Genomic DNA, 12,670 nt, shown 5'->3' on the forward strand with positions numbered 1-12,670 from the left:
GCCGCCAGGACCGTCAATACCTGACGCATAGTCAGGCAAGACGCACCCTCGGAACCCCGGCGGCCCGCCCCGCGCGCCCTCAGAACAGCGAGACCCCGGCCAGCCAGCCGCCGTCGATGACGAACGGCTGGCCCGTGATGTACGAGGAGTCCTCGCAGGACAGGAACAGCGCGAGCGCGGCCACCTCCTGCGGCCTGCCCACCCGGCCGAGCGGCACGAGCTTGCGGTAGAGCTCGTCGAGGGCCGCCGAGGTCTCCGCGGCGTCCGCCGTCGGGTCCAGCTGGGCCGGGTTGGACATCGCGGTGTCGATGGCCCCCGGGCACACGGCGTTGACCCGGATCCCCAGATGCGCGAGCTCCATCGACGCGACCCGGGTGAGCCCGAGGATCGCGTGCTTGGTGGCCGCGTACGTGCCCACCGCGCTCATGCCGGTCATCGCGGTGTACGAGGCGGTGTTGACGATGGTGCCGCCACCCGCGGCCCCGATCTCCGGCGCCACGGTCTTGATCCCCAGGAAGCAGCCGACCTGGTTGACCCGCACGACCGCCATGAACTCGTCGAGGGGCGTGTCGACCAGCGCGTTGAACCGCAGGATCCCCGCGTTGTTGACCAGCCCGTCGATCCTCCCGAAGGCGTCCTTGGCGGCCGCGACCGCGGCCACCCACTCCTCCTCCCGGCTCACGTCCAGATGGACGAAGCGGGCGGCGTCCTCGCCCAACTCCTTGGCCAGCGCCTCTCCTTGCTCGTCCAGCACATCGGCGACGACGACCTTCGCCCCTTCGGCCGCGAACAGCCGGGCCTCCTGCTCGCCCTGGCCCCGCGCGCCGCCGGTGATGAAGACGACGCGCCCATCGAGCTTGCCCATACCGGACTCCTGGTGATCGGGGGTATCAGTCATGGAGGTGCGGTGCGACCTCGGCCCCGAACGCGGCCATCTGGTCGGTCAGTTCGACCCGGCCGCGCGAGCGGAACCGGATCTGGATCTGGTCCACGCCCATCGCGCGGTACGCGCGCAGCGACTCGGCGAGGGCCTCCGGCTTGCCGGTGAGGGTGCGTCGGCCGGTGTCCCAGCCGGGCTCACCGACGTACAGCGGCTCGGTGATCGCGCCCACCACGATGGGCTCGTCCACCCCGGCCTGTTCGCGCAGTTCCTTCAGTCTGGCTATCCGCTGCGGGAGTTGATCTCTCGGGTCGCCCTGCGGCAGCCAGCCGTCGCCGCGCAGCGCGGCTCGCCGGACCGCCGCCGGGGACGATCCGCCGACCCAGATCGGGACGCGCCGCTGTGCGGGCCGGGGGCGCTGCCCCAGCCCCTCGAACGCGAACCGCTCCCCCTGGAAGGACGGGTACTCCTCCGGCCCGAGCGCGGCCCGCAGCGCGTCGATGGTCTCGTCCAGGACGGGCCCCCGGCGCTCGAAGTCGGCCCCGACCGCCTCGAACTCCTCCCGTACGTGCCCGGCCCCGACCCCGAGGATCAGCCGGCCGCCACTGAGGTGGTCCAGGGTCGCGTACTGCTTGGCGGTGACGAGGGGATGGCGCAGCCCGACCACCGCGACATGGCTCATCAGCAGCACCCGCTCGGTGACCGCGGCGAGGAAGGCGAGGGTGGCGACCGGGTCGTACCAGATGGTGCTCATCGCTCCCGCGAGGCGGCGCGGGATCGCGACGTGGTCACAGCTCGCGAGGTAGGCGAAGCCGGACCGGTCGGCGACCCGCGCGATCTCGACGAGGTCCCGGGGCCCGGCCTCGGCCTCCCACGCCTCCGCGTAGATGGTGCTCTGCGACTGGACGGGGAGCTGCATCCCGTACACCAGGCGCCCGTTCGGCAGTATCGGCACGTCTCGCACCTCTGATCTGACGACCCGTCATGTTCGCTCCGATGGGGCCCATCGTCGTAGCTGACGCATCGTCAGGCAAGGGGTGTGCGGGACGCGGTGCTGTCGGCCGGGCGCCGCGTCGCGCCGCCGCGATCGCCTTTATCAGTCCGGGCAGGCACGGATTTCGGGCCGCGGATTCGGTACCACCTTCCCGGATCTCTTTCAGCCCTGCTTCACCAGGGCAATCAACTGCCAGGCCAGCACGGCGTGGACCAGAGCGCACATGCCCCACGGCGCGGGCCCGCGCGTTCCACGGCCACGTGCCGCCGCCCACTCGACCGCCACCGCAAGGACGGACAGGGCCCACAGCACCCAGGAAAGGGCGTTCCAGGGAGCGGATGCCCGATCCGCGAGGATTCCGACGGCCGCCAAGGGCGCCAGCGCGACCAGGGGCAGGGCCCACGTGCCCGCCCGGGCAACGCGGGCGGACTCGGTCTCGCTCATCCAGGACGCTCCGTCTCCGTGCCAGTACACCGACCACAGTCACCACCTCCCGGGATTCGCGGCCGGTGACCGGTGGTCGGTGGTCGGTATTGCGCTGGCAATGTGTTGGTCAAGACCAACCATCGCACGGGACGATCGAGTTGTGCGTCGGGGGCCTGACCGCAGCAGGGTGGCCCGGGGCGGGGACGACCGATTCGAGGTGGCCCGGGCCGGATCAGCCGAGCAGCGCGTACACCGTGGACGCCCGGGCCGCGGGCTCTTCGGCGCCCTCGGCGGTCAGGGTGATGTCGGCGAAGGCCATGCGGCGCCCGAGCTTGGTGACGCGCGCGTCGACGAGTACGTCGGTGCCGGTCACCGGGCGTTGGAAGGTGGTGGACTGCTGGACGGTCGTCATCGGTCCGTACGCCCCGCGCGCGCAGGCCACCGCGATGACGGTGGCGGTGTCGGCGGCGGCCATCAGGGCCTGCCCGCTGATCCCCCCGCCGTCCCGGGCGAGCGCGTCGCTCCACGGCAGCCGCAGCACGGCATGCCGCTCGCCGGTCTCCTCCACGGTCAGCCCGAGGTCGAGCACCCAGGGGGCGAAGTTGTCGGCCAGGATCTTCTCTGCTTCAGCGGGTGTCAGCGTCATGGCGTTCATCGTGGCGGCGGACCGGTCAAATGTCACCGCTCCAGCGCGTCCTTGGCCTGACTCGCCATGTCGCTGCTGGAGCGGCACCCGAGGGCCGCTTCCTCGAACTCGTGCGGCTTGAGCGCCTTCAGCGCTTCGATGTCCAACGTCTCAGGTCACCGCCCCTGCCCGCCGACGCCCGCGTTCATGAGTACGCGTACTCAATCGCTCCGGGCCAGGATGCTCGAGCCGTCAGCGGTGCTGGGGCTCACCGTGGACCCACCCAACGGACAAGCCGCCCCAGCAGGGTGGGTTCCGCCCGCACCGGCCGTGCGCCCTGCCTACGCCCCCGGCCAGAGCCCTTCCGGACTGAGCCCCAGCAGTTCGATCGCGTTGCCCCGTACGATCCGCTCCACCACGTCGGGCGCCAGGTGCCCCATCTGCGCCTCTCCGACCTCCCTCGACTTGGGCCACGTCGAGTCGGAGTGCGGGTAGTCCGTCTCGTACAGGACGTTGCCCACCCCGATCGCGTCCAGGTTGCGCAGGCCGAACGCGTCGTCGAAGAAGCAGCCGTGGACGTGCTCGGCGAACAGTTCGGACGGGGGGCGGTGGACCTTGTCCGCCACTCCGCCCCAGCCCCGGTTCTCCTCCCAGACCACGTTCGCGCGCTCCAGGATGTACGGGATCCAGCCGATCTGGCCCTCCGCGTACATGATCTTCAGCTGGGGGAAGCGTTCGAACTTGCCGCTCATCAGCCAGTCGACCATCGAGAAGCAGCAGTTGGCGAAGGTGATGGTCGAGCCGACGGCCGGCGGGGCGTCCGGGGAGGTCGAGGGCATCCTGCTGGACGAGCCGATGTGCATCGCGATCACCGTGCCGGTCTCGTCGCACGCGGCGAGGAACGGGTCCCAGTCGTCCGTGTGGATGGAGGGCAGGCCCAGGTGTGGCGGTATCTCGGAGAAGGCGACCGCGCGCACCCCGCGCGCCGCGTTGCGGCGCACCTCGGCGGCGGCGAGCTCCGCGTCCCACAGCGGGATGAGGGTGAGGGGGATGAGGCGGCCGTGCGCCTCGGGGCCGCACCACTCCTCCACCATCCAGTCGTTGTACGCGCGCACCGAGAGCAGCCCGAGCTCGCGGTCCTTCGCCTCGGTGAAGGTCTGGCCGCAGAAGCGCGGGAAGGTCGGGAAGCAGAGGGCGGACTGGACGTGGTTCACGTCCATGTCGGCGAGGCGCGAGGCCACGTCGTACGAGCCCGGCCGCATCTGCTCGTACGTGATGACCTCCAGCTTTATCTCGTCCCTGTCGTAGCCCACCGCCGTGTCGAGGCGGGTCAGCGGGCGGTGCAGGTCCTCGTACACCCACCAGTCGCCGATCGGTCCTTCGTCGCCCTGGGCGCCCATGACCGGGGCGAACTTGCCGCCGAGGAAGGTCATTTCCTTCAGGGGGGCCCGGACGATGCGCGGGCCGGTGTCCCGGTACGCGGACGGGAGGCGGTCCCGCCAGACGTTGGGGGGCTCCACGGTGTGGTCGTCCACCGAGATGATCTTCGGGAAGGTCTCCATGTCGTTCACGGTAGACCCGATCTGACGATCCGTCAGCTAGTTGGACGGCACCTCCGCACGGCGCTCCGCCCCGTCCCGGGCGCGAAATCCGCCCCGGGGGGCTTGCGATGAGTGTGCAGGGCATGTGTCGAAGCCTTGTGCAGAGCGTCACCCGCTGCTGACGCGACCCCTCCGGACAGGGCAGACTGGCAGGAGCAATGCCAGGAGTACGGGGGTACAGGGGGCAGCTATGGACCGTGACGGCGGGCCGCGCGTACCGGAGCAGCGCGCTCCGGTACCGCCGCCGCAGCGCGCGACGGGGCACCTCGCCCAGGAGGCGGCCGAGCGCGGCCCGGAGACATCCGGCGCCGGGCTCCGCTTCGGCGTTCTCGGACCCGTGCGGGCCTGGCGGGGCGAGCAGGCCCTGCCCTCCGGCTCGCCCCAGCAGCGCGCCCTGCTCGCCGCCCTGCTCCTGCGCGACGGCCGCACCGCCACGGCCGCCGAACTCATCGACGCCATCTGGGGCGACGAGCCGCCCTCCCAGGCCCTGGCCGCGCTCCGCACGTACGCCTCCCGGCTGCGCAAGGTCCTCGACCCCGGGGTGCTGGTCAGCGAGTCCGGCGGCTACGCGATCCGGGCCGGCGCCGCCACCCTCGACCTCACCGAGGCACAGGAGCTGGCGACGGCCGCCGAGAAGGCCCGGGCGGGCGGCAACCGGACCCGCGCCCGCGACCTGATCAACAGCGCGCTCGCGCACTGGGACGGCGAGCCCCTGGCGGGCGTGCCGGGCCCGTACGCCGAGAACCAGCGCACCCGGCTCGCCGAGTGGCGCCTCCAACTCACCGAGGCCCGGCTCGACATGGACCTGGAGGCGGGCTGCCACGCCGAGGCCGTCTCCGAGCTGACCGCGCTGACCGCCGCCCACCCGCTGCGCGAGCGGTTGCGCGAGCTCCTGATGCTGGCCCTGTACCGCAGCGGCCGCCAGGCCGAGGCCCTCGCGGTGTACGCGGACACGCGGCGGCTGCTCGCGGACGAGCTCGGTGTCGACCCGCGCCCCGAACTCGCCCGCCTCCAGCACCGCATCCTGCGGGCCGACGAGGACCTGGCGCGCCCGCCCGCCGCCCCGCCCGCGGCCGCCCCGATCCCGGTGCGCCCGGCCCAACTCCCGGCCTCCGTACCGGACTTCACCGGACGCGCGGCCTTCGTGCGCGAGCTCACCGCGCGCCTGGCGAGCGCCGAGACCACGGTGATGGCGGTCTCCGCGCTCGCCGGCATCGGCGGCGTGGGCAAGACCACGCTCGCCGTGCACGTGGCCCACGCCGCCCGCCCCTACTTCCCCGACGGCCAGCTCTACGTCGACCTCCAGGGCGCGGGCTCGCACTCCACCGAGCCGGACACCGTCCTCGGCGCGTTCCTGCGCGCCCTCGGCACCGCGGACTCGGCGATCCCCGACTCGATGGAGGAGCGCGCGGCCCTGTTCCGCTCCACGCTCGACGGCCGCCGGGTCCTGGTCCTGCTCGACAACGCCCGCGACGCGGCCCAGATCCGGCCGCTGCTGCCGGGCACCGAGGGGTGTGCGGCCCTGGTCACCAGCCGCATCCGCATGGTCGACCTGGTCGGCGCGCACCTGGTGGACCTGGACGTGATGTCCCCCGAGGAGGCGCTCCAGCTCTTCACCAAGATCGTCGGAGAGGAGCGGGTGTCCTCCGAGCGCGAGGCGGCCCTCGACGTGGTCGCCGCCTGCGGCTTCCTGCCGCTCGCCATCCGCATCGCCGCCTCCCGGCTCGCCTCGCGCCGCACCTGGACGGTGTCGGTGCTCGCGGCGAAGCTCGCCGACGAGCGCCGCCGCCTGGACGAGCTCCAGGCCGGCGACCTCGCGGTCAAGGCGACCTTCGAGCTCGGCTACGGCCAGCTGGAGCCCGCCCAGGCCCGCGCCTTCCGGCTGCTCGGCCTGCCCGACGGGCCCGACATCTCGCTGGCCGCCGCGGCCGCCGTCCTCGACCTGCCCGAGCAGGAGACCGAGGACCTGCTGGAATCGCTGGTCGACACGTCCCTGCTCGAGTCCGCGGCGCCCGGCCGCTACCGCTATCACGACCTGGTGCGGCTCTACGCGCGTTCCTGCGCGGAGCGCGACGAACTCCCGCCCGTTGAGCGTGAGTTGGCCATGTCGCGGCTGCTGGACTTCTATCTGGCGACGGCGGCCGGGGTGTACGCCCTGGAGCGGCCTGGCGACCGGCTCGTGGACCATCTGGAGCCGACCGGGCGTGCGGGCCTGTCCTTCGCGGACCGGCACGCGGCCCAGGACTGGTTGTACGCGGAGGCGATCCCGCTGCTCGCCTGCGTGCGCCAGGCCGCCGACCGGCCGCGGGCGCTGCGCCGGGCCGTGGACCTCCTGTGGTCCGCCCTCGACCTCGCCGAGTCGGGCACCAACTCCAAGGAGTACGTGGCCACCGCCGCCGCGCTCCAGGTGTCCGCCCACGCCTGCGGCGACGTGCGGGCGGAGGGCCGCGCGCTCACCGCGCTCGCCAACGCCCGGCACACCGCGGGAAGCTTCGACCAGGCCGACCGCGAGGCCGCCGAGGGAATGCGGCTCGCCGAGATCGCCGCGGACCCCTTGCCCGGCTGCTGGGCCCCCAACATCCGCGGCGTCATCGCCCTCTACCAGAACCGCTACGAGGAGGGCGAGAAGCACCTCACCACGGCGATCGAGAACTACGCGCGGGGCGCCGACCGCCCCGGTGAGGCCAGCGCGCTGTGCAACCTGTCGCGCATCCACCTCGCCATGGGCCGCACGGCCAGCGCGGTGGACCTGGCGAAGAACGGCATCGCCATCTACGACGGGCTCGGCAACTCCCTGCGGGGCGCCAACGCCCGCTACGCGCTGGGCCTGGCCCTGGCGAAGAACGGACAGCACGCCGAGGCGGTGCTGCGGCTCCAGGAGGCCCTGGACGTCTTCCGGGACGGCCGGCAGCGCCTGTGGGAGGGGATGGCCCTGTTCCGCCTCGCCGAGGTCGACGTCGTGGCCCACCGCCCGGCGCAGGCCGCCGCGAACGCGGAGATGGCGCTCACCCGGCTGCGCGGCATCGGCGGCGACTGGCGGCGGGGCAACGTCCTGATCGTCCTCGGGCAGGCGCTGAACGCCATCGGGCAGACCGGGCGGGCCCAGGTCTGCTGGCGGGAGTCGCTGGAGCTGTTCGAGGCGCTGGGCGCGCCGGAGGCCGAGGCGGTCCGCCTGCTGCTGGCCCCCGCACACGCCGCATAGGGCCCGGTACAGCGCGTTCATCGTTCGTTTATCGCCACCCGGCACTCTCTAACTCAGTCGTTCCGTGGCGCCGGGGGGCAAGCGGGAGGACGAACGGCCGCGGTACTAGTCTGAGCGGCCCTGAAGGACCCGTCCGGAAGCCCTCGGGGGAGCGGCCGGACGGGTCCTGTCCATCACAACTGCGCGGCCAACGGGAGACACCATGGGCGACATCAAGAGCACCGAACCGATCATCAAGCCGCTGGACGTCCACGCCACCGCCGTGGGCGACGACGGCACGGTCAAGCCGCTGGACGTGCACGCCACGGCCGCCGCGGACGACGGCACGATCGGGCCTCTGGACGTCCATGCGACGGCCACCGGGGACGCCTCGACGAACGATGTCCACGCGACCTCGGAGCCGGTCAAGTAGCTCCTTCTGAGCGGGGGACGGCCGCGGCGGCGCGGGAGGGGAGCCGCCGCGGCCGTGGCATGTCGTGCGGCCTGCTCCGGCGGGCCCCCGTGCCCGCACCACCGGGACCGGCGATCATTGCGTGCGGGCGGCACCCGCACCATCATCGGAGCGGGCCGGCGCCCCGCGTCCCGCACGCCCAACACCCAGTACCGCAGATGGAGTTGCCATGACCCGCACCACCCGCGCACTCGCCACGTTCGCCGTCCTCATATCGGCGGCCCTCGCCGCCCTGGCCCCGGCGACGGCCGCCCCGCACACCACCGCGGGAGACCTTTCCACCCAGGACATCCACGCCACGGTGGTCTCCCCGCAGGACATCCACGCCACCTGAGCCGGCAGCCGCCGCGCGGAGCTGTCAGCTACGGGTACCGAGGGCCCGCAGTTCACCCTTCACCACCTTGCCGCTCGCGTTCCGCGGCAGCTCCGCGAGGAACTCGACCTCCCGCGGCACCTTGTAGTTGGCCATCTCGCGCCGGGACCAGGCGATCAGGTCGTCGGCCGTGAGGACCGACCCGGGCCGCCGGACGACGTACGCGCGGCCCACCTCGCCCAGGCGCGGGTCCGGGACGCCGATCACCGCCACGTCGGCCACCTCGGGGTGCAGGCCCAGGAGTTGCTCGATCTCGGCCGGGTAGGCGTTGAAGCCGCCGACGATGAACATGTCCTTGATCCGGTCGGTGATGCGGAGGTTGCCCGCCTCGTCCAGGACGCCGATGTCGCCGGTGTGCAGCCAGCCGTCCGCGTCGATCACCCGGGCCGTGCCGGGCTCGTCCTCGAAGTAGCCCCGCATCACGTTGAAGCCGCGCACCAGGATCTCGCCCGGCTCGCCCCCCTCCGCCGCGACCCGCACCTCGGTGCCGGGGATCGCGCGGCCCGAGGTCGAGGCGATGACCTCCGCCGGGTCGCCGCGGCGGCACATCGTGACGATGCCGCTCGCCTCGGACAGCCCGTACGCCGTCAGGACGGTGCCGACGCCCAGCTCGGCCCGCAGCCGTTCGACCAGGCGCAGCGGGACCACCGCCGCCCCGGTCACCACCAGCCGCAGCGCGCTCAGGTCGTGCTGGTCGCGGGCCGGGTGGTCCAGGAGCGACTGGTGGAGGGTGGGCGGGCCCGGCAGGACCGAGATGCGCTCGGAGGCGATGTTCGCGAGCGCGGTGTCGACGTTGAACACCGGCTGCGGCACCATCGTGGCGCCCCGCATCAGGCAGGCGAGGATGCCCGCCTTGTAGCCGAAGGTGTGGAAGAACGGGTTCACGATCAGATAGCGGTCTCCCTCGCGCAGGCCCGCGAGCTCGGACCAGACGGCGTAGCCGCGCAGGGTCTGGGCGTGGGTGATCACCGCGCCCTTGGGGCGGCCGGTGGTGCCCGAGGTGTAGACGATGTCGGAGGGCGACCCCGGCCCGATGAGCGCCGACCGGGCCGCCACCTCGGCGCGGGACACCCCCTCCCCGCCCGCGAGGAAGTCCTTCCAGGTGCGGAAGGTGTCGGGGGCGTCGTCGGAGAGGACCACCACCTGCTCCAGGTGCGGCAGCGAGGGCAGCGGGCCGGGGCCGGACCCCTCGGCGGTCGCGCGGCGCAGCGAGGCGACGTAGGAGGTGCCCAGGAACGTGCCGGTCACGAAGAGGAGCCTGGCCCGGCTGCTTTCGAGCACGTACGCCGCCTCCGCGCCCTTGAACCGCGTGTTGAGCGGCACGAGGACCGCGCCCGCCGTCACCGCGCCAAGGGCCGAGACGATCCAGTCCGCGGTGTTGGGCGCCCACACCGCGACCCGGTCGCCGGGGGCCACCCCGGCCGCCATGCAGGCGGCGGCCGCGCGCTCGACGCGCTCGCCGAGCTCCGCGTACGAGATACGGCCGCGCCCCTCGACGACGGCCTCGCGCTCGCCGTAGCGCCCGGCGGCGTCGCGCACCAGCCGCGCGATCGTGCCCCACTCCAGGTCCCCGCGTATCGCACGCCCCATCGCAACCCCCTCCGCCTTCCCCGCGCTCCCGATCCCGTTCGAGCAGGGGATTCCCCGTTGCTGACTATCCGTCAGATTAGCTGTAGCCTCCTCCGCTGTCAGTACTGGTGACGCTCGTGGAGGTGGGGCCATGGCCACCCTGAAGGACGCGACAGCCATAGTGGGGATCGGGCAGACGGCCTTCGCCAAGCAACTACCCGAGTCGGAGAAGACGTTGGCGTGCCGGGCGATCCTCGCCGCGCTCGACGACGCGGGCATCGATCCGGCGGAGGTGGACGCGTTCGCCTCGTACACGATGGAGGAGACGGACGAGGTCGAGGTCGCCAAGTCCATCGGCGCGGGAGACGTGACGTTCTTCAGCAAGGTCGGCTACGGGGGCGGCGGCTCCTGCGCCACCCTCGCCCACCTCGCCGCCGCGATCGCCACCGGCCAGGCCAGTGTCGGCGTCGCCTGGCGCTCCCGCAAACGCGGCAGCGGCCCAAGGCCGTGGAAGAACACGGCCGTTCAGCTGCCCACCCCCGCCCAGTGGACCCGCCCCTTCGGCCTGCTGCGGCCCGCCGACGAGATCGGCATGCTGGCCCGCCGCTATCTGCACGAGTACGGCGCCACCCGCGACCACCTGTTCAACGTGGCCCTCGCCTGCCGCAACCGGGCCAACCAGAACCCGGACGCGATCATGTACGAGCGCCCGCTGACCCGCGAGATGTACATGACGTCCCGCTGGATCAGCGAACCGCTCTGCCTCTTCGACAACTGCCTGGAGACGGACGGCGCGTTGGCGTGCGTGCTCGTCTCCGCCGAGCGGGCCCGCGACTGCCGCCACCGGCCGGTGTACGTGCACTCCGCGGCCCAGGGCCTGCCCGCCCAGCACCACGGCATGGTCAACTACTGGAACGACGATCCGCTGACCGGCCCCGCTTGGACCGCCGCCCGGCACCTGTGGAAGCAGGCCGACTTCGGCCCCGACGACGTGGACGTGGCCCAGATCTACGACGCGTTCACCCCGCTCATCCCGCTCTCCCTGGAGGGCTACGGCTTCTGCGGGCGCGGCGAGGGCGCCGCGTTCACCGAGGGCGGCGCGCTGGAGATCGGCGGGCGGCTGCCCATCAACACCGGGGGCGGCGGCCTGAGCGAGGCCTACGTCCACGGGTTCAACCTCATCAACGAGGGTGTCAAACAGCTGCGCGGCACCAGCACCGCCCAGGTCCCCGACGCCGCCACCTGCCTGGTCACCGCGGGCGAGGGCGTGCCCACCTCCGCTGTTCTGCTGAGGAGTTGAGAGATGCTTTCCCCTGTTGTGGACGACGACGGCGCCCCCTTCTGGGAGTACGCGGCCCGCGGCGAGCTCCGTGTCCAGGCCTGCGCCGCCCCCGACTGCGGCCGGCTCCGCTTCCCGCCCCGGCCCTGCTGCCCGCACTGCCAGTCCTTCGACAGCGCGTGGCGCCGCATGTCGGGCCGCGGCCGCATCTGGTCGTACGTCTTCCCCCACCCCCCGCTGCTCCCCGACTACGCGGCGCAGGCCCCGTACAACGCGGTGGTCGTCGAGCTCGCCGAGGACCCGCTGATCCGCCTGGTCGGCAATGTGGTCGCCGAGCCGGGCGCCGCCCTGGACTCGGTCGATCCGGGGCGCCTGCGGATCGGCGCCCGGGTGCAGGTCGCGTTCACCGAGGTCGACGGGGTGGCCGTGCCGCGCTGGCTCCTGGAGCGCTCGTGAGCGTGCTGATGACCCGCGACAAGGAGACCGGCGTCGCGGTGGTCACCCTGAACCGCCCCGAGCGCCTGAACGCGGTCGATCTGGAGACGGCGGCTCAACTCAGCTCCGTCTGGCGCGAGTTGAGGTTCGACGAGGCGGTCCGGGCGGTGGTGGTCACCGGCGCCGGCGAGCGGGCCTTCTGCACCGGCATCGACCGCTCGGCCGCGGTGGCGCAGCCCTCCTCCCCGTACTCCACCGACGATCCCCTGATCGCGATCGGGCCGAAGGCGAACGACCTGTGGAAGCCGGTGATCGCCGCCGTGCGCGGGATGGCCTGCGGCGGCGCGTTCTACCTGCTGGGCGAGGCGGAGTTCGTGATCGCCGCCGAGGACGCCACGTTCTTCGACCCGCACACGACGTACGGCATGGTCAGCGCGTACGAGTCGATGTACCTGGCGCTGCGGATGCCGCACGGCGAGGCGGCCCGGCTCGCGCTGATGGGGACGGCCGAGCGGATGTCGGCGCGGCGGGCGTGCGAGATCGGCTTCGTGAGCGAAGTGACCGCGCCCGGAGGGGAGTTGGCGGCCGCGCTGCGCTGCGCGGAGACCGTCGCCTCGTACCCGACCGAGGCCGTGCAGGGCACGGTCCGCTCGGTGTGGGCGGCGAAGGAGGCCACCCTCGCCGCGGCCCACTCCCGCGCCCCGGCCTTCGTGGCCCTGGGCAACCTGCCCCCCGACCGCCAGGCGGAACTGTTCACCGAGCGCCGCTCCAAGGACTTCCGGGTGCGGTGAGGAGCGGGACGGCCGCGTGCGAGGCCGCCCCGGGTAGCGGGGTG

Annotated in this window: 12 protein-coding genes; 6 read left to right on the forward strand and 6 right to left on the reverse strand. The window is 72.9% G+C overall.

Annotation, left to right across the window (positions count from 1 at the left end; all coding sequences use genetic code 11):
• Positions 1–79: 79 nt before the first annotated feature.
• From AC07F3_RS30215 to AC07F3_RS30235, 5 genes are all read right to left on the reverse strand, one after another.
• On the reverse strand, positions 80–865 hold the full coding sequence (locus tag AC07F3_RS30215; protein WP_479117579.1) for an SDR family NAD(P)-dependent oxidoreductase: 786 nt from the start codon (positions 863–865) through the stop codon (positions 80–82).
• 25 nt (positions 866–890) lie between these two features.
• Positions 891–1,835 (reverse strand): LLM class F420-dependent oxidoreductase, encoded by a 945-nt coding sequence (locus tag AC07F3_RS30220; protein ID WP_479117580.1) that lies wholly within the window; start codon positions 1,833–1,835, stop codon positions 891–893.
• 201 nt (positions 1,836–2,036) lie between these two features.
• Entirely contained in the window at positions 2,037–2,318 is a 282-nt protein-coding gene (locus tag AC07F3_RS30225; protein ID WP_479117581.1) for a hypothetical protein, read from the reverse strand.
• 214 nt (positions 2,319–2,532) lie between these two features.
• Positions 2,533–2,946 (reverse strand): PaaI family thioesterase, encoded by a 414-nt coding sequence (locus AC07F3_RS30230; RefSeq protein WP_479117582.1) that lies wholly within the window; start codon positions 2,944–2,946, stop codon positions 2,533–2,535.
• 320 nt (positions 2,947–3,266) lie between these two features.
• Entirely contained in the window at positions 3,267–4,487 is a 1,221-nt protein-coding gene (locus tag AC07F3_RS30235) for an amidohydrolase family protein (protein WP_479117583.1), read from the reverse strand.
• Between the two features lie 229 nt (positions 4,488–4,716).
• Between AC07F3_RS30235 and afsR the strand changes: the two genes are divergently transcribed.
• The 3 genes from afsR (at position 4,717) to AC07F3_RS30250 (ending at position 8,513) form a co-directional block, all read left to right on the forward strand.
• Positions 4,717–7,728: an SARP-family global regulator AfsR gene (afsR, locus tag AC07F3_RS30240; protein WP_479117584.1), complete on the forward strand. Its 3,012-nt coding sequence runs from the start codon at positions 4,717–4,719 to the stop codon at positions 7,726–7,728.
• A gap of 202 nt (positions 7,729–7,930) precedes the next feature.
• The gene (locus AC07F3_RS30245) at positions 7,931–8,140 is read left to right on the forward strand and encodes a hypothetical protein (protein ID WP_479117585.1); all 210 of its coding nucleotides are present in this window, start codon (positions 7,931–7,933) and stop codon (positions 8,138–8,140) included.
• A 208-nt stretch (positions 8,141–8,348) separates the two neighbouring features.
• Positions 8,349–8,513: a hypothetical protein gene (locus AC07F3_RS30250; RefSeq protein ID WP_479117586.1), complete on the forward strand. Its 165-nt coding sequence runs from the start codon at positions 8,349–8,351 to the stop codon at positions 8,511–8,513.
• A gap of 24 nt (positions 8,514–8,537) precedes the next feature.
• On the opposite strand, the gene AC07F3_RS30255 is transcribed toward AC07F3_RS30250, so the two are convergent.
• Positions 8,538–10,130 (reverse strand): FadD3 family acyl-CoA ligase, encoded by a 1,593-nt coding sequence (locus AC07F3_RS30255; RefSeq protein WP_479117644.1) that lies wholly within the window; start codon positions 10,128–10,130, stop codon positions 8,538–8,540.
• Between the two features lie 142 nt (positions 10,131–10,272).
• On the opposite strand from AC07F3_RS30255, the gene AC07F3_RS30260 reads away from it, so the two are divergent.
• The 3 genes from AC07F3_RS30260 to AC07F3_RS30270 are packed head-to-tail and all read left to right on the forward strand — an operon-like array spanning position 10,273 to position 12,626.
• Complete coding sequence (locus AC07F3_RS30260) at positions 10,273–11,421, forward strand: lipid-transfer protein (RefSeq protein WP_479117587.1); 1,149 nt, start codon at positions 10,273–10,275, stop codon at positions 11,419–11,421.
• 3 nt (positions 11,422–11,424) lie between these two features.
• Positions 11,425–11,856, forward strand: a complete 432-nt coding sequence (locus AC07F3_RS30265) for a Zn-ribbon domain-containing OB-fold protein (protein WP_479117588.1) — start codon at positions 11,425–11,427, stop codon at positions 11,854–11,856.
• Positions 11,857–11,864: 8 nt separating this feature from the next.
• Positions 11,865–12,626, forward strand: coding sequence for an enoyl-CoA hydratase/isomerase family protein (locus tag AC07F3_RS30270; RefSeq protein ID WP_479117645.1), 762 nt, complete (start codon positions 11,865–11,867; stop codon positions 12,624–12,626).
• Positions 12,627–12,670: the final 44 nt, after the last annotated feature.

Source organism: Streptomyces sp. NPDC045846, from assembly GCF_056431605.1.

Bases quoted from the DNA above. Each gene is read 5' to 3' on its own strand.
- AC07F3_RS30215 (WP_479117579.1), bottom strand. From the start codon at position 865: ATGGGCAAGCTCGATGGGCGCGTCGTCTTCATCACCGGCGGCGCGCGG.
- AC07F3_RS30225 (WP_479117581.1), bottom strand. From the start codon at position 2,318: ATGAGCGAGACCGAGTCCGCCCGCGTTGCCCGGGCGGGCACGTGGGCC.
- AC07F3_RS30230 (WP_479117582.1), bottom strand. From the start codon at position 2,946: ATGACGCTGACACCCGCTGAAGCAGAGAAGATCCTGGCCGACAACTTC.
- AC07F3_RS30235 (WP_479117583.1), bottom strand. From the start codon at position 4,487: ATGGAGACCTTCCCGAAGATCATCTCGGTGGACGACCACACCGTGGAG.
- afsR (WP_479117584.1), top strand. From the start codon at position 4,717: ATGGACCGTGACGGCGGGCCGCGCGTACCGGAGCAGCGCGCTCCGGTA.
- AC07F3_RS30245 (WP_479117585.1), top strand. From the start codon at position 7,931: ATGGGCGACATCAAGAGCACCGAACCGATCATCAAGCCGCTGGACGTC.
- AC07F3_RS30250 (WP_479117586.1), top strand. From the start codon at position 8,349: ATGACCCGCACCACCCGCGCACTCGCCACGTTCGCCGTCCTCATATCG.
- AC07F3_RS30260 (WP_479117587.1), top strand. From the start codon at position 10,273: ATGGCCACCCTGAAGGACGCGACAGCCATAGTGGGGATCGGGCAGACG.
- AC07F3_RS30265 (WP_479117588.1), top strand. From the start codon at position 11,425: ATGCTTTCCCCTGTTGTGGACGACGACGGCGCCCCCTTCTGGGAGTAC.
- AC07F3_RS30270 (WP_479117645.1), top strand. From the start codon at position 11,865: ATGACCCGCGACAAGGAGACCGGCGTCGCGGTGGTCACCCTGAACCGC.